General features: G+C 60.5%; 18 protein-coding genes. 10 read left to right on the forward strand and 8 right to left on the reverse strand.

What is annotated here, in order from left to right:
* Positions 1–102: 102 nt before the first annotated feature.
* Complete coding sequence (locus AC1DOM_RS01705; RefSeq protein WP_498959595.1) at positions 103–990, reverse strand: hypothetical protein; 888 nt, start codon at positions 988–990, stop codon at positions 103–105.
* 202 nt (positions 991–1192) lie between these two features.
* Here AC1DOM_RS01705 and AC1DOM_RS01710 point away from each other — a divergent pair, with 202 nt between their 5' ends.
* Positions 1193–1546 (forward strand): hypothetical protein, encoded by a 354-nt coding sequence (locus tag AC1DOM_RS01710; RefSeq protein WP_498959597.1) that lies wholly within the window; start codon positions 1193–1195, stop codon positions 1544–1546.
* A gap of 189 nt (positions 1547–1735) precedes the next feature.
* Here the strand turns inward: AC1DOM_RS01710 and AC1DOM_RS01715 are convergent, their stop codons facing one another.
* On the reverse strand, positions 1736–2386 hold the full coding sequence (locus AC1DOM_RS01715) for a hypothetical protein (RefSeq protein ID WP_498959599.1): 651 nt from the start codon (positions 2384–2386) through the stop codon (positions 1736–1738).
* A 580-nt stretch (positions 2387–2966) separates the two neighbouring features.
* Here AC1DOM_RS01715 and AC1DOM_RS01720 point away from each other — a divergent pair.
* Entirely contained in the window at positions 2967–3923 is a 957-nt protein-coding gene (locus tag AC1DOM_RS01720; RefSeq protein WP_498959601.1) for a DUF932 domain-containing protein, read from the forward strand.
* 243 nt (positions 3924–4166) lie between these two features.
* Here the strand turns inward: AC1DOM_RS01720 and AC1DOM_RS01725 are convergent, their stop codons facing one another.
* Positions 4167–5210, reverse strand: coding sequence for a hypothetical protein (locus AC1DOM_RS01725; RefSeq protein WP_498959603.1), 1044 nt, complete (start codon positions 5208–5210; stop codon positions 4167–4169).
* A 267-nt stretch (positions 5211–5477) separates the two neighbouring features.
* On the opposite strand from AC1DOM_RS01725, the gene AC1DOM_RS01730 reads away from it, so the two are divergent.
* Positions 5478–6692 carry a hypothetical protein gene (locus AC1DOM_RS01730; protein WP_498959605.1) on the forward strand — a complete coding sequence of 405 codons (1215 nt, stop codon included), beginning with the start codon at positions 5478–5480 and terminating at the stop codon, positions 6690–6692.
* Here AC1DOM_RS01730 and AC1DOM_RS01735 read toward each other — a convergent pair.
* The 3 genes from AC1DOM_RS01735 to AC1DOM_RS01745 form a co-directional block, all read right to left on the reverse strand.
* Positions 6685–8673 carry an HNH endonuclease gene (locus AC1DOM_RS01735; RefSeq protein WP_498959607.1) on the reverse strand — a complete coding sequence of 663 codons (1989 nt, stop codon included), beginning with the start codon at positions 8671–8673 and terminating at the stop codon, positions 6685–6687. The two genes, AC1DOM_RS01730 and AC1DOM_RS01735, sit on opposite strands and share 8 nt — an antisense overlap.
* 89 nt (positions 8674–8762) lie before the next feature.
* Positions 8763–11585, reverse strand: coding sequence for a BPTD_3080 family restriction endonuclease (locus AC1DOM_RS01740; protein ID WP_498959609.1), 2823 nt, complete (start codon positions 11583–11585; stop codon positions 8763–8765).
* A 7-nt stretch (positions 11586–11592) separates the two neighbouring features.
* Positions 11593–14949, reverse strand: coding sequence for a site-specific DNA-methyltransferase (locus tag AC1DOM_RS01745; RefSeq protein WP_498959611.1), 3357 nt, complete (start codon positions 14947–14949; stop codon positions 11593–11595).
* A 402-nt stretch (positions 14950–15351) separates the two neighbouring features.
* Here AC1DOM_RS01745 and AC1DOM_RS01750 point away from each other — a divergent pair, with 402 nt between their 5' ends.
* Together AC1DOM_RS01750 and AC1DOM_RS01755 are read left to right on the forward strand one after the other, a co-directional pair.
* Positions 15352–15573 (forward strand): helix-turn-helix transcriptional regulator, encoded by a 222-nt coding sequence (locus AC1DOM_RS01750; protein WP_498959613.1) that lies wholly within the window; start codon positions 15352–15354, stop codon positions 15571–15573.
* A 242-nt stretch (positions 15574–15815) separates the two neighbouring features.
* Positions 15816–16727: a YagK/YfjJ domain-containing protein gene (locus AC1DOM_RS01755; RefSeq protein ID WP_498960201.1), complete on the forward strand. Its 912-nt coding sequence runs from the start codon at positions 15816–15818 to the stop codon at positions 16725–16727.
* Here AC1DOM_RS01755 and AC1DOM_RS01760 read toward each other — a convergent pair.
* Positions 16709–17284, reverse strand: coding sequence for a hypothetical protein (locus AC1DOM_RS01760; RefSeq protein WP_498959615.1), 576 nt, complete (start codon positions 17282–17284; stop codon positions 16709–16711). The genes AC1DOM_RS01755 and AC1DOM_RS01760 overlap by 19 nt on opposite strands.
* Positions 17285–17588: 304 nt before the next feature.
* Here AC1DOM_RS01760 and AC1DOM_RS01765 point away from each other — a divergent pair, with 304 nt between their 5' ends.
* From AC1DOM_RS01765 to AC1DOM_RS01785, 5 genes are all read left to right on the forward strand, one after another.
* Entirely contained in the window at positions 17589–18890 is a 1302-nt protein-coding gene (locus tag AC1DOM_RS01765; protein WP_498959617.1) for a hypothetical protein, read from the forward strand.
* The gene (locus AC1DOM_RS01770) at positions 18880–19809 is read left to right on the forward strand and encodes a diguanylate cyclase regulator RdcB family protein (protein WP_498959619.1); all 930 of its coding nucleotides are present in this window, start codon (positions 18880–18882) and stop codon (positions 19807–19809) included. The genes AC1DOM_RS01765 and AC1DOM_RS01770 overlap by 11 nt, the downstream gene beginning before the upstream one ends.
* Complete coding sequence (locus AC1DOM_RS01775; protein ID WP_498959621.1) at positions 19806–20873, forward strand: patatin-like phospholipase family protein; 1068 nt, start codon at positions 19806–19808, stop codon at positions 20871–20873. The genes AC1DOM_RS01770 and AC1DOM_RS01775 overlap by 4 nt, the downstream gene beginning before the upstream one ends.
* Before the next feature lie 191 nt (positions 20874–21064).
* A complete protein-coding gene (locus tag AC1DOM_RS01780; RefSeq protein ID WP_498959623.1) occupies positions 21065–21616 on the forward strand; it encodes an RNA-binding protein in 552 nt (183 codons plus the stop codon).
* A gap of 20 nt (positions 21617–21636) precedes the next feature.
* A complete protein-coding gene (locus AC1DOM_RS01785; protein WP_498960203.1) occupies positions 21637–22020 on the forward strand; it encodes a DUF1801 domain-containing protein in 384 nt (127 codons plus the stop codon).
* 1 nt (position 22021) lies between these two features.
* Here the strand turns inward: AC1DOM_RS01785 and AC1DOM_RS01790 are convergent, their stop codons facing one another.
* The gene (locus AC1DOM_RS01790; RefSeq protein WP_498959625.1) at positions 22022–22669 is read right to left on the reverse strand and encodes a helix-turn-helix domain-containing protein; all 648 of its coding nucleotides are present in this window, start codon (positions 22667–22669) and stop codon (positions 22022–22024) included.
* Positions 22670–22824 lie beyond the last annotated feature (155 nt).

Genomic DNA, 22824 nt, shown 5'->3' on the forward strand with positions numbered 1-22824 from the left:
AACCCATTAGCCTTGCCACGTCCGCTTCTGGCCGATAGCGGACATCGCTACCGGTCCCGTATCCACTTGCCTGTAGTGACCGGCCCGAGTGTGCGAGGTCTATCAGGTTTGCAGTGGCCAACGCTCCTTGGCCGCGGCAATGACCATGATGGTCGGAATGCCTTCAGCCTCCGAAGACTCATACCAGTGATCGCGAACTTTGAAATTGTTGAAGGACCCCGTAGCAAGCTGCACGGCGGCGTCGGAGCCTCGTCGTGGTTTCTTGGGGGGCACCTTGCTCGCCATTGTCAGCACATCGTGGTTGATTAGGTCCCACTCGGATCCTGTGCTCCGCGGTATGGCCTGGAGGCCGTCAATGCCTTGCACCAGAAAGTGCATGAAGTCACCCCAAGCAGTCGACTGTGTGGGCGCCCAAGGGCTGCAGCGAGCGTCGATATGACAGCTGTCTCGATGCTTACCCATCAGTAAATAGCGCAGTGCTCTCGATCTTTCTGCCGTCGGCTTTGGAAACTCCCTTTCAGCGCCGCCTAGGTTCTTCGGCAATTCGAACGAAGGATCATCGTCATAGAGGTGCTGCTGAGTCTTGTTGTCAATCCTGTCCTTGACCTTCGCTTGGAACAGTGAACTTGCATAGTAGTGCAGCTGATCCTCGCTATCGAGGAGTAGGAATGAAACTAGAAGGTCGCCAAGCTCGCACCTCAGTGGTCTTGACGGGTTGGCCTTCATTGCTGCTGCAGTTCTATAGATGATCGGCTTCTTGTGACAAAAAACACCTGCAAACTTCACGTCGAAGAGGGGCGAGCCCACTTTCGAGGCCACATGAGTGTTCAGGTAGTCAAGACCGACGCCCTTGCCGGTGATGTATTGGTAGATGGCACCTACCTCGTCGGAGCGGTCGATTCCATCCCAGCTGGTGCAATAGAAACAACGCAGGCTGTTGATCGCATCGACAGCGCTATAGTGAGCCGTGAAAACGTCTAGTAGTTTCAAGGGCACAGCCTCCATCTAAGTTAAACGACACGGGTGGGACCAAGCTTGTCGACCTCCAGTTCGATGATATCTGCGCATCCGTGCCAGCGACTTATGGAGTGCATTTACGCGTACCGGCTACTCGCTGCATCTCGAGGGCCGCACCAGAACAATCTGCGACGATGACTACGCGGCCGTGCGCGGCTAGTGGAGGACAATCGGCTTGGACAGCCCGCGCTACCTGTACGTCCGCGCGCGCCGCCCGCAGGAAGTTGAGGCGTCAAGCCGAATTGCGACCGTTGGGTTTTGCGGCGTTCTGATTGCCAACGAAATGCAGTCGATGGGCTACCGTTTTGACAAAGTCGGCCACCCGAATTGTCTTGGGAGACGCCCAGGGACGCGCGCGCTGATCAAGTCCCGTCAAACACCGAACCAACGCGACCCACCTGCCTGGTGTCCGCTTCCGACCCAAAGCGGACATGCGGAGATGGCCCATCTTCACTTGGTGGAGCGCATAACGCCTGCAAACTTGATCGACGTCGACGTGAACTCCAATCGTGTAGGCGCCGAAGTCTGACCATCGAAATCATGTCCTCTGTGTACGCACGTAAACGCCTCGAAACCCCGACTTGGATTGGCGTGCGTCGTCGTCGCCAAACCCTAACGGTGGAGGCAACACGTTCGTCTCTGATCTGCTGCCGGCGACCGACAACATGGGACGCTCCTACCACCTTCCTGTCAGATGACCATTGAGCGCACTTTGAAGTCAACCGAGGCGCGGCTGGATCACCGATGCAATCTTCGTCCCGTAGAAGACCATGTTGACGGTCACGAACTCGGAGCAGTCAATCACTTGGTAACCAAAAACGTCCTGATGCTCGCCCTGGACGGGAATAATTTTCAGATTCTCTGCCGTCGAGTCCGCAAGGCTCTCAAGCTGGGCGCGGACATCGGCGGGCGCATCTGGTTCGATGCCAAGGAAGATCGGTAAGACGACGACCTTCCCAATGAGCTTTTTCAGCCCGCGGTGATGGTGGTAGTAGATGCCACGTGCCACCTTGCCCAAAGCATCGTCGAGGAGCTCCGAATCGAGTGGGGCGGCAGCTCCAATCCGAATGCCTTCTTCGGTTCGCTCCATGCCAAAGCGATCAAGGGAAGTGTGCGGGTTCTTCACGTGCCTTAGGACGGACCTCACTGTGCCGCCTCTGACGTCGTCGGGCACAGCTGCTGCTGATGACGTCAGGACAAGCTTCAGATACTCGTCCGCCATCGATTTGTTCTCATTGTGCTCGATGCACGAAGGAACAATGATCGGCGCTTTAAAGGCAAAAGTGCCTGATGTAAATAGAGCGCGCGGCGGAACGTGATCACCTTGACCGACGGCAGGCTTGTCACAGCAGTAGCAAAGCGTTTCCATCGAGATGCGTCATCTGATCGATCGTTGAGGCGATGATACTTCTGCCACGAACGAAACGTCGCGCCACCGGCATTCGCTCAGGCGAAAGCGTGATTGGGAGTGCCTGCGACCAGGAACGCGCAGGAGGGCTTTGATGCCCAAGGCGTTTCGATATTGGCGGCGGTTCTTCGCACGTGGCCCAGCGCGAAGCGGCAACGGCCCTCCCGTGCGCGTCGTCGCGTCGCTGCTCCGATGAAGCTGATACGGCCATTAGCCTAAACAAACCAGAGTGCGCTCGCAGTATCAAGATAGATTGAAAGGAATTTTGAACCTATATCACTCAGTCGAAGCCGGTGGACTACCGCTTCGCGCCATGACGCACCGCTCGATGTGTCCAAACCGGGTGATCTGATGTGACGAGAGACAAGTTCGACGCGATCTACTGCGTTCTGGTTGTGGCCGCCGCTGTTCTGGTCGGCATTGTCAAATGCACGAAATGCGGCCCCTGCGACCCCTGACCCAACCCACTTCTGGCATCCCACATAAGGCCCGGCATTCGTCCGGGCCTTGTGCGTTTATGCCGCCAAAATGAGGAAACGAAATGCATCTGGTCGAAACGATGGCATACACCGGCGACCGCCCGTGGCATGGTTTGGGCAACCCGCTGGCACCACAGCAGCCCATTGAGGTGTGGAAGAAGCAGGCGGGCATGGACTGGCAGATCGACGATGCGGAAGTCCGCTACGTCACAGGCAGCAACAACATCGGTGTCATCAATTCGTTCCCCGAGCGGAAGGTGCTGTACCGCTCGGATACCAAGGCGCCTTTGTCGGTGGTGTCAAAACGCTTTCAGGTCGTGCAGCCGGGCGAGATCCTGGAGTTCTACCGCGACCTGACAGCCTGCAACGGTTTCGAACTGGAAACGGCCGGCGTGCTGCGCGAAGGCCGCAAGTTCTGGGCGCTGGCTCGGACCGGTCAGAGCGCAAGCCTGAAGGGCCGGGACAAGGTGGATGGCTATCTGCTGCTTGCGACCGCTTGCGACGGCACGCTGGCGACCACGGCGCAGTTCACCTCGGTGCGAGTGGTCTGCAACAACACCCTCGCCATCGCCCTGGGTAACGCCAGCAGTGCCATCAAGGTGCCGCACCGCAGTCAGTTCGACCCCGATGCCGTCAAGCGCCAGCTGGGCATAACGGTGTCCGCCTGGGATGGCTTCGTGACACGCGTGAAGTCGTTGGTGGAGCGTCCGGTCGATCCGGATTCGGTGGAAGCTCTGCTGCGCCGCGTGTTGACTTACCAGGCGCAGGACAACAAGGCCACGGTGGTCAACGAACAGGCGCTGACCGCTGTCCGTTCGCTGTATGAGGGCGGCGGTCGTGGCGCGCTAATGGCTTCCAGCCGCGGCACGGCGTGGGGGTTGCTCAACAGCGTCACGGAGTACGTCGATCACCATCGTCGCGCGCGAAGCGACGATCACCGTCGAGACGCGGCCTGGTTCGGACAAGGAGCTCAGCTCAAGCAGCGGGCCTGGGATGAGGCTATGGCGCTGGTCGCCTGAGTAACAATCGATGCACACGACATAACTCCCGGCACTGGCCGGGTTTTATCTTTGGGAATGGCGGAATAGGAGGCAGCAATGCTGAAGGTGGTCGGTGGTGTCGTCGTCTACGGCTTCGCCGTGTTCGGTTTGGGTGTGTATCTGCGACACGCGCACGCCAGGCGTAAGGAAAAAGTAGGGCAATGACATAACCCGCCAGCCCGCAATCATGCGGGCTGGCGGGAGCGTCCCACGATTCGCTTTTTATGTTTCCGTGGTGTCGCGCGGCTCGGAGCCAGTGCCGCGCCTCAGGGGTTCGCCCACCAGGCGCACAGGGTCGAACGAGAAAACGTGCTCCAGCGGAGCGTCATTGCAACGGCCGATTAAGCGATCAGGGAACGCATTGCCTCCCGAGTCTAAGTCCACTTCCGCCGAGCAGATCGGACAGATGCCCCAATGGCGGACCACGGCGAACTCACGCGACTTCAGTTGCCGACCCGGCGCTGGCATCGTTCGGAGCTGACCATGCAACTCGCTCAGCGCTAGGAAGGAAGGGCCGGCAATCGTGACCCGCTGGGTTGGGAGCTGCCGGACCGGTTTCGAAAACCACCACAACCCTGCAGTCACCAGAAGCGCGACGCCCAGTTGGGCAAGCACCGCCGTGGTGATTGGCTGGTCCCGTGTCCACGAAGCGTAGGTCCCCAACCAGATGAGTACGATCAGACTCATGTCCAATACCGCAGTCCCCAACAACAAGTAGCCGCGCCAGGACTGCACGGGAAAGGGTCGACTGCCGACCAGTAGGCGTAGCCAAAGCGCCGGCTTGGCGGGATCCATCTGATACCGCACCAAGGTCGGGGTGGCTTCCGACGCCGTCGTGCCGGCTTCTGATTCATTGTCGTCGGTCGGATAGAACTCGAACGACAGTCGTGAGGGGAGGCCACGCCCGCCGCCAATCTTGACCACAAGCCTTGGCGTCCAGCCGCATCCATGCACGCTGCAGGTCTGGCGCAGTTGTTCTGCTCGCGCATCCCACCAGTTGGCCAGTTCCTTTGCCCGGACCGGCTTCGACCACGCCGCGCCCTTGTTCCCATCAAGCCGCTGCAATAGATCCCGGAGGGTAGTGGTGTCCTTTTCGGGCGGCGCATCGCCGCGCGACAGGGCGGTGACGGTCGCCTCAATCAGCTCCCTGAGCACCCGTGCGTTGCGCTGCTCGCCACCCTCCCGGTCCAGCCATTCAAGCGCCAGCTGCAAGGAGTCAACCTGCGAATTACTGGTTTGGGCGGGTTTGGAGCTGTTTGTGTCCATTGCTTACCGCGAATTTTTGCTTTCCCTCCGATCAAGGAAAGCACCATGGACACCATCCCAGAGCCCTTCACACTTCGCAATCCGTCTGGCAGTCCGTTGGCGCGGCGCGGCGGATTCCGCGTCCCATTTGGGCTGAGGGACAATCGGGTCTGGGCTCCCGGGGAAGTGGCCAAAGGAAAGGCCTGCGGCTGCATCTGCCCGGGATGCCATGCCCCGTTGGCTGCTAAAGCCCAGGAGAGTCGGCGCAAGCGGCCCCACTTCGCCCACTTGACCGACACCGGCTGCCAGACCGGCCGCGAAACCGGCATCCACCTCCGGGCCAAGCAGCTGATCGCCGTGCGCCAGGAGCTGGTTATCCCGGCTTGGATCGGAGACCCGATCGTCATGCCCAATCCGCCGCATGCGCGGGACGAGGAGGGGCAACTTCATTGGGGGCGGCAGATCGATCGTCCCATGCGCCGGGTCGGACTGCGCGACATCGAGGTTGAGCGGACTTTGGGCGCCTACCAGCCTGACGTCTATGCCAAAGATGAGGCGGGCGAGCTGCTGATAGAGATCCGTGTCACTCACGCTGTCGACGACCGCAAGGCGGCTCGGGTCCAGGCGCAGGCTCGGAGGATGGTCGAAATCGACCTGTCTCAGTTGCACCGGAACATTCCCCACGACCAGAGCGCTTTTGAGCAGGCGGTGCTCTTCGATCCTGCAAATCGCAGCTGGATATCGTGTCCCGAGGCAGTCGCGGATTGGCAGGCTTCAAAGCGGGAGCTGGACGAGCAGGTTGCCGTGCGCAACGGAGAGATCGCGCAGCAGCAAGAACAGCTGGCCAAGGCGGCGCAGGCACGTCGGGAACGCGAGGCTCAAAAAGCCAAGGACAAGGACGGGCGCAAGGCCCATTTTCGACGTTTGAAGCGCGCAGGGCACGCCACCGATCTGGCCCAACTGTCCGAACTGACCTCGCCGGACCGCATCAAGCAAATCCTGCGCGAACACCAGATCAGTGCAGACGAACGTGTCAGCGAGCTCCTGGATGCCGTGCCGCCGGCGGTGCGATCAGCCTGCCTGCGTGCCCACGAAGATGCCTGGGTCTTTGGAGTGGATCCGGCCCTATGGCAGCTCCTGGCCTACGACCACTTCGTGGCAAAACAATCGCCCAGCCACCGGTTCAATCAGAAGGACGTAGCCGCTTGGGTTCGCCGTAGCTTCCACCCCGAGGCGAGTCTGTATCGCCTGTTCGTCGCGCAGTACGCCAACCGTGCCGAGGCTCGCCGGGCAGGGTATTCCAAGCGTCGGTTGAACTACTGGGTATTCACCGAAGAAGAGAACGCCCGGATTCCTAACTTCTACGCTCCCATCAACGACTTCATCGATCGCCTTGAAGCTGCCCGGGTGATCCGGCATTTGACTGCCCCAATTGGCGAGTGCGAAGTCCTAGCACCGCCAGTCGCCGGCTGTGTCGCCGTTGTGGGCGCGGGGCTCAGGTAGGCGTACGAAAAGCGGCCTTCTCCTGAACAAAAATGTGTTCTCGGTGATACGCCATGTACGTACCAATGCGATTGTCGCGGATCCGCAACGCCATGTCGGGCCGTATGCCCAGTGCCTGCATCGACTCCACGCTCATGACCGGGGAGATCATGATTGAACCGTCCTCTGCGAACGACACGTAGCCCCGATCAAACGCCCTGTCGAGGTTGGGCGTCAGCGGCAATCCGTTGAATCCATCCAACCGCTCATTCGGATTCGCAACTTTCCACGGCTTGATGTGGGAAGCGACTAGGAAGCAAATCTCCGGCAACCCGCTTACTGCGCAGCGTCCACCCCAGAATCGCAATGTCTCGTTCCGGAAGCGCCCTTGGCCACGCCGGCTGAGCATCATCTGCCTAATCTGCGTGTCGTCCAGTCCGTAGTCCCGCGCGAGTCGTTGTTCGTCTGGGGTTGGCGATTCCATGAACTCGCTGTCGGTTACATCTCGTGCCTCAACCCACCCCATCTCAAGCATCGCCTGCACGACTTCTTCCCGAAGCCGCCATTGGCTATGGTTCAGCTCGTCGCGTTCGACGATCTGCGCAAGTGCCTGCAGCCAGTCGACGTACTCCCCGTCTTCAAGATCATCCGGGGCTCGAGGCAGCTCGTCTGCCACTTTGCGAGCCAAGGCGCCATACGCGCCATTTGCAGCCCTGTGATCCGTGTAACCCAAGGCGCTTGCCAGCTGCAGCATCGAGGTCGTCGCGTCAGGCGAGTAGTAATGCGCAACGAGCCAGCGCCGCTGGTTGTCCGACATCTCGATGCGATCGAACGTCTGCCGGTAGTCGTCCGCGGACAGCGGGAAGACCTCGAGCGACGTGACACCGAGGGGATTGCCCGCCCTATCCACGGCCGCGTCCAGGGCGCCTTCCGTTCCATACAGGCCGTAGCGCTTGAGCCGATGTACCGGGTCATCCGGTGGAAGCGGTTTGTCCGCATCCAGCATGCTCAGGTTGTCGATGCGGTAGCGCAGATTGAGGATGTGCGGGGCATAGCCCGTTTCGTCCAGCGCTTCTGGGCGACCGCCTGCAGCCGCGATCTCCGCACGCATGGTGTCTAGCCAACCAAGCCTTTCATAAGCGGCAATGGCAGCCTCTGCAGCCCGGTTATCCAGGCACTCCACATCACGAATCTCTGCTACTGCTCGCCGGTCGCTGGGCGCGGGCATGGTGAACAAGCGAAGGTTGAACGGCTTACCCTCCCGCAGCAGCTTGGCGCGGCTGTTGTTCACGCCCTGCACGAATGCATAGCGCCACCCGTCGAGCTCCCATTCGTCGCGGAACAGCCAGTCTTCGTGGCCAAAGCCGTTCTCGTTGCGGTATGTGTCGCCGGCTTCCTGCACTTCCGCTGCGGTGGCCGGCCTACGCCAGTGATGGCTGTTATAGGCAAGCCGGGTGACGTAAGTCGAAACGGGTTTGGCAGACGACGGCTTTGGCTCTTCCGATGAAAGATCCGTACCCTGCAATCCGACCATTCCCGTGAGAACCGCTTCATTCCGCACCAGCAGACAATCACCCGTTGACCAATCGTATTCCGCAACCGTCCATGCAGCGGGATCAAGTCTCCTGCGCTCGACCTTCGACGACTGCGCGTTCTGTGCCACCAGATCGGCTTGCTCGCCGTCCACAACGATGACCCTGATCGGTGACTGCTTGCGAAACGCCGTCTGCAGGACCAAATCCATAGTCCTGGCACGCTTAGCGACAGCCGATCGCCCAGGCAATGATTCGTGCTTCTTGGCGACCTGCCACAGGTTCAAACGCTGCCGCACCGAGCCATCAGGCGCCCGTTCGATATTGTCGAACCACAGGCATGCGACCGAAGGCATTCCCTCCTGGGTGAACACCCATTCGTAGCAGTACCGTGGATTGGATGCCGGATGCTTGCCTGCGTAATTGGCCCAGTCACTAACATCTAGTCCTGCCTCAGCGACAAGATCCATGACCAAAAGCCGTTCGGTTGGCCTCAACGCTTCAAGTGCCACAGCATGTCCCCTTTCATGCGCAAGGGCGGTGCGCGTTCGCGCCGTTCCTAGGAATGACTAGCCAGAATGTCCTGAACCTGGTGCGGCTCAAACGCCACGTCCCAGCTCCAGACGCCGAAGCCGCCCTTCTGGTTCACACCCGCCACCCAGGCATCGAGCGCGGCCCGCTTGGCCTTGTTCTGCTCGCTGTCCTCGCCCTTGATCTCCAGCACCAGCGTCTTGCCGTTGGCCAGCTTGATCAGGAAGTCGGGGATATAGCGGCGCTTGGCGCCATTCCACATGTAGTAGATCTGGAAGCCCAGGTGATCGTTCTTGGCGTAGGTTTGCACTTGCGGGCTGGTTTCCAGCACGTTGGCAGCGTGGGCTTCCCACGCGCCATCGGCCACGACATGGCTGATCTGCGACTTCTGCGCCGGCTGGCAGGTCTTGGTGGTGTACCAGGTCCGCATGTACCGGGTGGAGCCAACCGGGAACTCCTCGTCGAAGACCGGTTCGATGCGCTCCTGGTTCTGCGGGATCAGGTAACGCAGCAGATGCTGCACCACCACGTCCATGTTGAGGGATACCAGGATGCGTTTGCGTAGCGGTTCCTGATGGAACAGCGACGGCACTTCCACCTTGTCCGAAGCCAGGAACTTCTCGATCAGGCGAATCAGCTGGAACGCCAGGTATTCCGGCGTGCCGGTGAACTGCCCACTCATCTGGTCGTAGGCCTTGCGTGCGGCCTGGAACACCAGCCGCTGCAGCCGGAACTCGTCAGGCAGCTTCTCCAGGTCGATCTCCGTGATCTGATCCCAGGCGTTAGCGCCACCCAACGCGGGGGCCATGTCGGCCGCCAATGGCGTGCGCGCAGGATCTAGCTTCAAGGGCTCCATCTTGATCCAGTCAAGAGTCAGTCCCGGACGGACGATCGCGTCCACGCGCAACACGTTCGGCCAGCGGATCTCCAGGCTGTTGCGCTCTTCCAACGCTTCGATCTGGGTGCTGGGCTTCGGCGGGGGAGGCGCTTCGCCCTCGCCGCTGAGGTCCTGGAACACGGACAGGGGCACGCCGAACACGTTGACGTATTCCGCCTTGAACAACTGCCGCTCCACGCCATCCGGCCCGACCACCGACTCGGTGTCGTAGCCGACGCGGCGCAGGCCGCGACCGATCACCTGCTCACAAAGCAACTGGCTGGTGAAGGCGCGCAATCCGAGGATGTGCGTGACGTTCTTGGCATCCCAGCCCTCGGACAGCATCGCCACGGAGATGACGTTCTGCAGATCCTGTCCGGCTGTTCCGCGCTTGCCCACGTTATCCACGATCTCGCGGAGCAGCTCTTCCTTCTTGAGGCCCTCCAGCCGTGCCTTGCGATCGCTCGGAATGTTGGCCGCCGCGACAATGGCGTTCAGCCGCGCCTCGTAGTCCTTGTCGGTCCCGGCGGTCGCGCCGACTTCCGCCTTCTCCAGCACCTTGGAGTCCACACGCAGCGTGCGGTTTGGATTGCGCAGCTCGGGCCAGTGCACATCGCCGCTGGTGAAGTAGCGTTCGATGCGCGCTGCGGTCTCCGTGCGATTGCACACGGTCAGCAGTACCGGTGGCGAATCATGGCCACCCTGCGACCATGCCTCGGCAGCCTTGCGCCAATCCGCGCCCAGCAGCGTGTAGGCCTGTTGGACCAGCGGCGGCAGCGGCTCGTGCGGCTGCGCGCCACGACGGTTTAGATCGTCCTGGACTTCCGGGTCGCGGTAGAGGTGGTACAGCTTGGGCTTAAGTGTCTTGGTGTCGGGCACCACGCCGTCGCGCACGACTACGCGTGGCGTTTTGACCAAACCGGCCTCGATGGCGTCGTTGAGGCCGAAGTCGGAGACGATCCAGTCGAACAGACCGGACTCAGTGTTGGAGCGGCCGGTTGGTGCGAAGGGCGTTGCCGACAGGTCGAAGCAACGCTGGATGCGAAGCTCACGATGGATGCGATCCAGCCCCTCGATCCAGCGGGTCGCCTCCTCCTGGTCCAACCCCATTTCCTCGGCGCGCCGTTTCACATCACGGCTGCGCTTGTCCTCAGGCGACTGGCGATAGGCATGGTGGGCTTCGTCGTTGATAACGACGATGTCCTTGTAGCCCGCCAGCTTGCCGAGCACGCGCTTGACGAAGGCCTTGTCGCTCTCGGCACCCTTTTTGACCACCGAGCGTTCCGGCACCTTCAGCGGCATCAGCGAATGCCAGTTCTCCACCAGCAATTCCACCTGGTTGAGCTTGCTCCGCAGCGCCTCAGAAGGGCACAGGCCGAAGGTGTCGTAGTAGTTGGCCGGGTGTCCCGGATAGAGGACCTGCAGACGCTCACGCACGGTCAGGCCCGGCGCAACGATGAAGATGGTGCGGGAGAAGTCCTTGTTGCGCTTTGGATAGGTCAGGGCGTTCAGCACCTGCCAGGTGATCAGCATCGCCATCACCGTGGTCTTGCCGCTGCCTGTGGCCATCTTGTTGCAGAGGCGTTCCCACGCGCCGCCGTCTCCTGGGACGGCAATGCCCTGCTTGTAGTCGGCGGGCGCCTCTATCCACCAGATCAACGTTTCGATCGCTTCCAACTGGCAGAAGTAGAACGGGTACTGGCGCGCGCTGGCATCGTTCCAGTGCTCTAGCAGACTGCGCGTCACCGTGGTGACGCCGGGGTATTGGGCCTCGCGCCACTTGCCGACGCGGGAACGGATACGTTCAACGAGCTCCAGCGGCTCGTTGCGCCGGGTGTTGTTGCGGGTGTCGAAAATTTCGTAACCGGCCTGACGGCGACCCTCGGCCAGCTTCAGCGAGCCCTGGTTGTCCAGCCAATGCCAGCGAGGCACTTCGAAGGGCGAATTGACGATCAGCGACTTGGGTTTGGTCATTTCGGCCTCAACCCAGCGCGATCACTTTCAACGACTCGATACCGCGGTCGTCGACGATCTTTACCGCGACCTTGCGGTTGTCGCCGGGCTCGAACGGCAAGCTGAGCGTGCCGTGCAGCTTATCCAGCTTGGACTCGTCCAGCTCGGCCTTGATGTCCTTCTTGAGCTTGTACCAGCCGTCCTTAGCGCCAGCCATCGGAAAGAAGACTTGGTGGGGAAACAGACAGCGCTCATCGTAATCGGTGTCCAGTGCCCACGCGGCGATGTTCTTTTTGCCACCGGATTTGAGCTCGCCGTTGGTGGTGTCGAAGTAATCGAAGCCGTTGACCTCGACCACGTACTTGCCGTCCTTGAGCTCGCGCACCTCGACGTCCGGTTGTCCCATCAGCCAGAAGCTCTGGTTGCTGCTGCGATTCTTCTTCAGGTCCTCGGTGAGCAGGTCGGTGTTCATCTGCACCTTGAGGGCGGTGATGCCCTTGGTGGCGTCGATGTCTTTTGCAGCTTCCGGGTCGAAGGTAAAGGCGCAGAAGATGATCATCTTCGGGCGCGGGAAAAGGTCGCCGGCCTCACGCATGGCCAGCTCCACTTGGCGCTGTTCCAATGCGGCGTGCTCGGGACCAAAGCTGACGACGACGCGCTCGCCGGTGTCAGTGACATGACCGGTGCAGTGCAGGTGTTTGGTGTCCGGCAGCGTCTCCAGTTCGGCGAACTTGAGCATCTGACCGCCCTTGCCGCGGATGCCGGTCTTCAGCAGTTCGTCGCGCCAGCTGTGCTGGCGCTGCGACTCGCCGCTGCGAGCGATGGCGGCGTCGGCTTCTCGTGCGGGCTGGGTTTCGTCCAGTGACAGCACGGCGGGGAAGGGCACGGCTTCCACAGTGAAGGGGCCGGTGATGCGCAGCTTGTCCTTGGAGACGGTGGGTTGGTCGTAGAGGGTTTCCTGATCTGCATGCGCGGCGATGGAGTCGTCCATCTTTTTCTGCATTGCCTGGCGAGAGGCGTGGAACGCATCGAATGCCTCACACGCCGCCGGGTGCCAGGCGTCCGGGTAGTCGAAGGGGACCTCCCATTCCTGTAGCGCATCGCCCTTGGCGAAATCCAATGTCTCGCCCTTGCGGCCGCCCTCGCTGATCTTGAAGGATGCGCCGGCAGACTTCAGTGCTGAATTGAGCTTGCCAAGTGCCTGCTCGATTGCCGGGTGCAAGCGGACCCAGATCTCATCGATCTCCGGGTTGCTGGCAATCGATTTGAGCGTGACGTGCGGGACTGTCCTGTAGATGAAGCCGCCCCTCAGGCCTTCATGCGGGTATTTGAGCTCGTAGTAGTCGTAGCTGGCCGTCATAAGTCGCTGCTTGGCAAGCGTAATCGCAACGCGCGACGTATCGCACGTGATCCAGCGTCTTCCCCATTTCTCGGCGACGAACGCCGTTGTTCCCGAACCGCATGTTGGATCTAACACCAAATCCCCTGGGTCGGTAACCATTTGGATACAACGTTCGACAACCTTGTTTGCCGTTTGCACGACGTACAATTTGGCAGCAACAAATGTGCTGACGACTGTGTCTTCCCAGAGGTTATTGTGGGCAACGACTGGGAAGTCATCAGCGTACCGCTTATAGCAAAGCGTCGAACCAGCGACGACAAGTCGGCCCGACTGGCCAAGCCGCTCGAGCCCTTCAACAGTTGTCTTCCAGTTCTTGTCGTGCCCCGGGTCGAACGTGATGTCAAGGTGCTTGTACGGAACAGACGTAAATTGCCTAAATCCCTGCGAAAATAGGCTCGCAGACATCAATCGCTTACCGGGCGCTCTACCATGCTCTAGTTCGCGGGACGTGAGTTTCCGAGTGCGTCCGTTCTGCTCAAGCACCCAGGTATATGCATTGTCTAGAGTTCTATCGGATCGCTCTTTGTAGACTTGGCGATACTTTGCGACTGGTTTGTTCTTTGCGTACCAGACGAGATAATCAGATATGCCGGAGAGCAACTCAGATGTTTGGCCGCTTGTCTTTACGAAAGTGATGACCGATACGAAGTTTTCTGCGCCAAGGACTTCATCCATCATTTCTCTGACGTGATGCAGATTCTCATCTGAGATCTGCACAAATACGCTGCCCGACTCGTGCAGAAGTTCCTTCGCCAAGAGTAGTCGATCGCGCAGATACGTCAGGTAAGAGTGGATGCCTAGTTCCCAGGTGTCCCGGAAAGCCTTAATCATTTCCGGTTCTTGGGTCAGGTCCGCGTCGCTGCGGTCCTTGACGTCGCGCTTGTTGACGAATGGCTGAAAGTTGCTGCCGTACTTGATGCCGTAGGGCGGGTCGATGTAGATCATCTGCACCTGCCCGGCCATGCTCTCCTTCTGCAGCAAGCTGTTCATCACCAGTAACGAGTCGCCCGCCACCAGTCGGTTGGACCAGCCGCGGTCGTGCTTGTAGAAGTCCACCGCCTCGCGCAGCGGCAGCGGCTCCTCGAACCACGCACGGAACATGTCGGACTGGGTGCCATCCGATTCCTTGGTCTGCTTCACCCGCTTCTGGATCACCCCCAGGATCGTGGCCGGGTCGATACGCTCGTGGACGTGCAGGCTGACCGTGTCCACGTCGAAGCTGGTGCGCTCGGCCTTGCCCGCCCAATTGAGGTAGGGGCTGGACATGCTCTTGAGCTGGTTCAGCTGCTCCTGGGCCGGGACTCGGTTCTCGGCCGCAATGCGGGCACGCAGGTTGGTGATGACTTCACGAATGGCACGCTCGTCCTGGCCGGCCAAGGCGTGATCGAGCCAAGCGAGGATCTCGCCTTGCGCCTGCTCGGCGTCGTCGGCACTGGCAGCCAGGGCGGCATCAATGAGGTTCTCGACCTTCGCCCGGCCCACGTCGAACTGCAGGGCCGGGTCGATGTGCGGGTCATAGGTCCACCGGGTGCGGGGTTGCTCCGGGTCGTTGTCCGGCGTCACCACGCCCACGTCTGGGTTGTTCTTGCGCTTCTGGTCGTGCTGGTAGGCGATGACCTTGGCCCCGTCCACCGCCTTGCGTGACTTGACCTCGGCCTTGGCCTGCTTCGCCTGGGCCAGCGTCATGCTGACCTGCTTGGGCTTGGCGGTATCTGCGTCCGCGGGCTTCTCCGGCGCCGACAGAGTCAGCGGCGCGACGGCATCGACCACGCGGCGCACCGAGCCCCCGCGGCCTTGGCCTTTGGCCAGCTTCCCCGAGTCCACCAAGGCATCGCGGGCCTCGAAGTAGTCGTCTTCGTCGACCTTGGCCCCAAGCCTTTCGGCCACCCGCTCACGTAGTGCCATGTTGCCGACGGATGTCCCGTCCTTGGGGACCAACTTCAGAATCGCGGAGCGGATGTCGGCAACGGTGGCTTTGGCCATATCGGTGGATCCCCTATTGATCCGACAAGAATAGACGACCGTGTCGAATGGTTCTCTGCGCTCATCTCGACGGCAAGCAGCCGCCAGCGCGAACAACAGCGTCGCTCGGGTTGTTAAGGGTCATCTAGCCCGATTTGCCTCGTGGGGCCAATGAGAATTTGGCTCCTACGGTCCGAAAAGTTAGCTCCTAAACCAAAAAGTTGGCTCCCCCACCGAAAAAGCTGGCTCCTACCCACTTGCAGGGGGGGCGCTTCAGCACAGCTCTATCGCCAAAAATCAGTGGGTTACCCGCGGACCGGGCGCATCTAGCCGCTGTAAAAAAATACAGCGGCTTCATGTGCTGGGCTCACCTGGCTACCCGATCTAGGGTGACGCTCTAGTAAGGCAGCAGGAGCACATGCGATGGACAAGAACAGGGCAGAACGCCCGTGCCTCATTCGGCGCCCCGAGGTTGAGGCGCGTCTCGGAATCTCTCGGTCGACCCTCTACTCCTATCTGGACGAGAGGTCGAACTACTTCAAGCCCAACTTTCCGAAGCCCGTAAAGCTCGGCCGGAACGTGGGTTTTGTTGAGTACGAAATCGACGAATTCCTCATGCAGCTAATGCAGGAGAGGTGCAAGTAACGGGGCGTTAAATTTTTATTTAGAACACCCATTTATTGACCGTTTCTTGGCAGAACCCTCCAAGAGAGTCCGGGTCATGCAGCCAAGCGATCACCCTGCTGGAAAGGAATGATCGTTGTTAGTTATTAGTTGATGTGACTGGTGATGAAATGAGTAGTGAAATTGAAACTCTCCAAGGGTGGTCCACCGTCTGGACAAAGGACGGAAATCGGTACTTCACTAGGCAGCGGGATTGCGTGCAGATGGTCAAGGACGTCGTMGAAACAACTGCGAAAGTGCTCCGCTCGAAGGAGGTGCCTTTTGAGGTCGACCAGGTACGCGGCCGCCCGGTGGTCCGCGCTACCAAGCTGGGCAAGGCGTTCTTCCGATGCGCCAAGGTGGATACGGGGGAAATTGCAAGACAGTTCCCTCGGCATCGATTCAGTCCGTTTTACCTTGCCTTCGACAAGTACTGCGAGGGGCTGTGGTGTGGCGAGGACAAGATCGATCCCTATATGGCGGAGGCTCTGAATGATGCTATAGCGAACATTCGCGCATACGGAAAAGTGGGTGGTCTACGCAAGCAGCTGGACAACCTCCGGCGCAGTGAACGATCCAACGCTCGAAATGGCCGCGAGCTATTAGCGAAGTTGAGGCAGTCGTGCTCAAAGGTTCTGGCAATTCGGTTGGACGCGGGGTACTACTCAGAGTTTGCGTCGGCGGATGCCTTTCAAGGGCAGGCTATTACGTTCGATGAAGCTCAGGCGCACCGAGATGAGTTCTTGAGCTACCTTCGAACAGGCCCACTGTCTGAACATTTAGTGGGATATATGTGGAAGATGGAGTTCGGGATTGAGAAGGGATATCACTTCCACATGGCCATCTTTTTTAATGGCCAGAAGTTATCCAGCGATATTCGGATCGCCAGCATTCTCGGAAATCATTGGAAAACGGAAGTAACACGCGGCAAAGGGATGTACTTCAATTGCAACCAAAAGAAGGAGTCCTACGTTGACCGCTGTATTGGCATGCTCACTAGGGGCGATGATTCAATGTGGGCAGCACTTGGGGAACACGTTCGGTACATGACCAAAGTGGACCATTACATTCGGTTTCAGGCTCCCCGAAAGTGCAGGACGTTTGGAATTGGTGGCCCCTACTTGCGTTCGTCATGACGGGGTTTGCGAAGCGGCGGGGCGGGTGTGCTCTTTCCGTGTAGCACGTGAGCGATTTGGGCAATCTCCGGCTCACGCATGATGCTTGTCAGGAGGCTGGGTACCACTGAAAGCCCGCACTGTCGGCCCATTTTCTTGATATCGGCTTCAAGATCCTCGGGGGTCGACCAACCCTGCTCCGCGTGCTTCTCTGCGATGCGTTGCACCAAGTCCCGGATCTTTGCCCGTCGACTGTCGCGCGTCGCTATGCCACCTGTCTTGCCGATCTCAGCAAAATGGCTACGCGTTCTCCCGGGCCCGGCCAGGTATAGCCCCCGGTCCAACCCTTCGCGGTATCTGGCGAAGCCGTGGGCTTCAAGGAGGAGGACCCAGGCCCTATCAGGATTGCCGGCCTTGCGTTCCTGCGCTGCGGTCTGCAGCAGGTTCAGCCATTGGACGTATTGATCCCTGGGGATGGCAGGCTTCAGTACGTCTCGATCCGGTTCGTCCTCGGGCCAAATTTCGAACCTGAGAGTTTCCAACGCTTCTTCAAACGTGGTGGATGACGGGAAGTGCATGCATCGGCCCCTCGAAGCATTTGCTACGAACGCTACAATGAAGAAACACGGCGCCGCCCGCTAGTMGCGCGGGGTCAGCGACGCGGCCATCGATTGGCTGGTCGCTGGTCGAGGCCAGGGCTCTCCCTAAGCTGCGTCAAATGTGAGTCAGTTTGGGAGTCAGGCGCGAGTTGCCCTGGCTGCTTATTTATTTGGCGTCAATAGCTTGCGGCGACTATTCGGTTGCTGGTGGGCCACCAGATCTGAGTGCGCGTTTGCGACGTCGTCGTCTACCATTCGCCAAGGGGACGGGAACGGGTAGAGCATGACGAAGATCGTAGAGTGGTTGGCAGATTTGATCGTGGGTTCTCGGGGTGGGCAAGACGAAGATTTGACTGGCGCTCCGTTGCAGCTAGTTCAGGAGGAGTTGCAACGGCTGATCGAGGTCCAGCTCGAATCCGTCGACGAGTTGATAGAAGCGGGCTTGCTTTCAGCCGGCTCGGACGAGGGAGCAAATTCCAAGTCCGCTGACGTGGTTGAAATGCGAAAATCGCTGTTGGCGCGCAAAGCTGATTTGGCATCGGATGCCCATCTGGGCCATGCATTGGCGGCGATGGAGGCGGTTTGCGTCAACGCGGAGATCCTGGGTGCCCAATTGCGCATTCGGGCGGAAGGGATGCAGAGCGACGGTCGCAGGCTACGAGAGCTCCGAAGGGCGCTCGACGAATGCAGTGCAGGCATTACGGACATCGAGCGCGCAGTGCACGACGCGTGGGCCTCAGCGTTCGAGGCATTCAAAGCGCATGCGCAGCGGGAGCAATCTCAACTGGCCGGGAACGGCGAGAAATCGATCCTGGCCTATCTGGACAATTGCGAGCACGATCGCCGCGAGGATTGGTTGGCGCACGAAGACCCGGCACGCGTTCGCGCGTTTGTGGAGGAGCTGGATGCCGGGCTCGATGCAGTAATCGATCCGCTGACGCGCGACTGTGAGCGGCGGTTGATGGAAGCCGCGAACGGATTGGCGACCGAGCTCATAGAAAACGCACGTCGGTCCGTCGCGGAAAGCTTCGCAGCGCTCGACTCTGCGATTGACCTCGACCTGCATCAATCCGTTCCTCCCTTCATGGATCGCGACCTCATCGCCGCACGCGCACCACGCGCGCTTCGCGAGCTGATGGCCGTTCGGCGCGTGAGAGTCCGGGAGGCGAGCGTGGCTTGGCAGATTCTCGGGTCCCTTCCATTTCTGGACGACCTCAAATACAAGACGGAGGTTACGCATGTGACCGTCAAGCATCGAATGCCTCGGGAGACGCTGATCCAACTCCGCAAGGAGGAACTGCAACGTCACTCAATCCTTGCCGAACAATGGGCGTCCCAATTCGATGCTGCGATGCGTGCGGGGTTCACGGGCTTTTTTGAGCGAGTGCGTGCACAGGTTGCCGGCATGCAAGCCGCGCGGGATCAAGCCGCAGCGCGCCACGACCAGGTCGACGAGAGCGGCGTGCACCGGAAAATCTCCAGCGTCTGCTTCGACTTGGAGGATCAAGTGCGTGACGCGGGCGGCATTGCGAAGTGGCTTCAGCGCGCCATCGAAGGCTCCAGCGGAGTACATCATGCGCATTGACTCGCTGGGAGATTCACTGAAACCGGTCGCCAAACCATTTGGTCATGCGATTTTCGAGCAACACCCGCAATTGACCGATAAGCTGGCCGTCGACCTTCTTAACGGCCTGGCGGCGACGGCGGACCATGCGAAGGAGCAGCGCAACAGGGAAGGGCCACTGTCCAGGTTCATCGACGAGGTGACAGGAGCCGATCGGCGCCGGCGTAACTTGATCGATACGTCCCTGACGGAGCACGTCCAGACCTGCGTTGCTTGGCTCAAGGATTTGCAGCTCGGCAATGCACGGTCGATGCTGGCGATCGGCCAGGTTGCAACACAGACCGCCGAGCTTGCTTCGTGCATGGGACTGATGCTGGAGGATGTCGAGGCCCTCGACGCAGACCTCCGACGTTTGCGGAACGACGCCGAGACACGGTTCGATGCGATGCAGGCGGACCTCGCACGGATCGACATCGAACAAAGGGCTATCCGACATTTGAAGTCGGAGGAAGATCGCTGGGACGCAGGCCACACGGAGCGGCACAGTCCGATTGTTAGGGCGTTCCTTCTGATGGATGGGCTGTTTTGGGGGCCATTCGGCGATTGCATGCGGCACCCGAGCAAATCCGCGAACGCGCTCGAATGGCTTGATCTGGTTCGAAACCCGGTCAAGGCCCGGCTGCGAAGCGAACTCGAATGGGATATCGCACGTCCTCTGCCGATCTCGGCGTGGCGGGAGACTTGCGAGCAGATCGATGCGATCGAGGGTGAGGCGATCCGATACCTCGCCGAGCCGGCCAACGCCTGGCAGCCGCTGAGTCTTGCGATTTCCGCCGATGAAGACACGCGCTTGCCGCTCCGCGTTCCGCGCGTTATGTCGATCGACCGTGCGATTGATCGATTGAGCGAAGAGATCTTCGTACGCAGGACATTCGCATGACGCGCCCCAAAGTTGGCTTGGTGCTGTCCGGTGGCGGAGCGAAGGGTGCCTATCAGGCGGGCGTGCTACGTGCGCTGGCCGAGACCGGGATCGAAGTCGACGTTGTTTCCGGTGCCAGCATCGGCGCATTGAATGGCGCGATGGTGGCGAGCGCCGCATCCGTGGATGATGCGGCCGATCGACTCAAGCGTGTGTGGACCGAACTCGCGCAGAGCCCACTGTTCGACCCGAACTATCCGGCCTATCTGCGGCTGCTCCTCGGCGCAGGGCAAGCACTTGCGTGCACAACGCCGCCGACCCGATTGGTGGCCGCCGCCGCGACGTGGATGTTGGAAGCGGTCAACGAACATCGCGATGTGCCGACCAGCCTGTTCACCGACGTGCCGCTGAAGGCCTTGCTCGACAAGTACCTGGATGCGCCGTCTCTTGCGAACGGCCGGCCGCTCTGGGTCTCGGTCTTTCGCAGTCATGGCATCCTGCAGGACCTCGGGCGTGACGCGGTAGCGACACTGGGGCTCGTCGACACGCCCGATTCGGAGTTCCGGTTATTGCAATCGCTTCCAGACAACCAACAGAGGGAATGCCTGCTTGCGTCCGCTGCACTGCCGCTGATCTTCAAGCGACGACGCCTCGAAGATGGGCACTACTCCGATGGCGGCCAAGGTGGCTGGCGAACCGTGCAGGGGAATACGCCCATCACGCCGCTGCTCGGCGAAGACTGCGACGTAATCATCGTCAGTCATCTCCAAAACGGCAGCTTCTGGCAACGGCCGACCGAGAACGACCGTACCGTCATCGTGGAATTACGGCCTAGGGAGCCCATCTCGAAACGCGCGACGGACTTGCTCGGCTTCGATCACGACCGAATCTCCGCGTGGATGCGACAGGGTTACGAGGAGACGATGCTCACCCTTGCGGAAGTCGCCGACGTGTTGCGCGTTCGCCAGGTCGGCAGAGCCGCCGAAGAGACGATGAAGACAGCGATCTCGCTTGCTGACGATAACGTGCGTGCGCTGCATGATCGTCTGGCGAAGCGCGCGAGTCGCCGGACAGACCTCGCTTGAGGTGACACGATGCAAATCATTCCTGGCCCGCCCTATTTCTTTCTTTGCTCTAAGTGCCGCAAGACCTTCAGGCGTAGCATTCCGATGGGGCTGATCTGCCCGTCATGCCGCTCGCCATGGGTGAAACGATCGCCGTTTCCGCTCAAATAGAAGGGCGCGCTCGCGGGAAGGTGGCCCATTACACTGTCGCCATGATCGCCCCCGACCCCACCACCATCGTTTTGCACAAGCCCATCGGCTTCGACGCGATCGAAGGCCGCAAACTCGCACGCACACTCATCACACCCGAAGCGCGCTGGCCCGAAGACACGTCAGGCATCGCTTCGATCGACGACCACTTCGTCCGCCTCACGCCCCTCGTGCCGCTCGATCGCGAAGACAGCGGCATGATGGTGTTCACGCAGGACGGGCGCATCTGGCGTCGCCTCACCGAAGACGCGGACAGCATCGAGCACGAGTACATCGTCGAGGTGTCCGGTGAGATCGCGCCATGGGGGCTTCGGCGACTGAACCACGGGTTGTTCTATCGCCGGCGTGAGTTGCCGCCCTGCAAGGTGAGCTGGCAGAACGAGATCCGCCTGCGTTTCGCGATCAAGGGCGCCGAGCCGGGGCAGTTGCGCGACATGTGCAAGCAGGTGGGCCTGGACGTCGTGGCGATCCGGCGCATCCGCATCGGCAGGGTGTCGCTGGGCAAGATGCCGGTGGGGACGTGGCGTTATTTTCCGGTCGGCGAGAAGTTCTAGCTCAGGTGCCGCGCGTGGCGATGAAGAAGTCGATTCCGGCCGCATCCCCCGACGCTTATCTCGCCGCGCTCGACGGCTGGCGCAAGCCCCTGGTCGAGCGGCTGCGCAAGGCAACGCTATCGGCAGGCGCGCTCGAGGAGCGCATCAAGTGGGGCCATCTGGTCTATTTCCACAACGGGCCGGTGTTGTTGATCCGTGCGGAAGACGCGCGCGTGCTGTTCGGTTTCTGGCGTGGCAAGCGCCTGCGCGAGTTCGACGATCGCCTCAAGGGCAACGGGAAGTACGAGCTGGCCACGATCGAATTGCGGGACGGCGACACGCTCGCCGCAACCCGGGTCAGGCAGATGGTCGCCGCCGCGATCGCGTTGAACGACACGCTCGGCGATCCCACCGCGAAGTCGTGACTCACTTCACCGAGACAAGCTTCCCCGACATCTCGTCGTGCATGTGCATCATCGATTCCATCATCTGTTCGTCCGCGCTCGAACACACGCCCAGCAGCAGCACTTCCTCGCAGCCTTCGGCGGCGATGTACGCGTGGCCCATGTTCGAGTCGATGTACACCGATTCGCCGGCTTCGAGCACGATCGGGTCGTAGAACTCGGTGTGCACTTCGGCGCGGCCTTCGATGACGTGGATGTATTCCTCGCCAGGGTGGCGTACGAGTTCGCCGAACTCGGCGATGCTCTTCGCACGCACGCGCGTCAGGACCGGGATCATGCGTTTGCGGCGCAATTCCGGGCACAAATAGAAGTAGTCGTAGTTCGGCGTGGTGACGCGCACGGCGTCGTCGATGCGGCCGATGCTGCGTCGCGCGGTGACCGCCGGTTCCGGCACCGCGGTTTCCTCGGCGAACAATTCCGACATGCGCAGGTTCAACCGCTGGCTGATCTGCAGCAGCTTGTCGTAGGTGAGGCTGAGGCGGTCGTGTTCGACCTTCGACAACGTCGACAGCGGAATGCCGCACCGCTGGCTCATTTCCTTCAAGGTCCAATCGTTTCTGGTGCGCAGCCCCCGGAGGAGTGCGCCAATGGTCGGGTGTTGCCGTGTCATGCGGTTTCCGTGCCCCCAGCGGCTGTTCTGCGCCCCAGTCAGGGACGCGATTGCGACATTACTGGAGAGGATTCTAGGCCGGAATGACCAAAGTAGGTTGACAATTCTCCGATCAGGACGTTTATTCTCATTAACGGCCAAGTCACCACGGGTGG

This window comes from Lysobacter sp. P5_B12 (assembly GCF_056400425.1).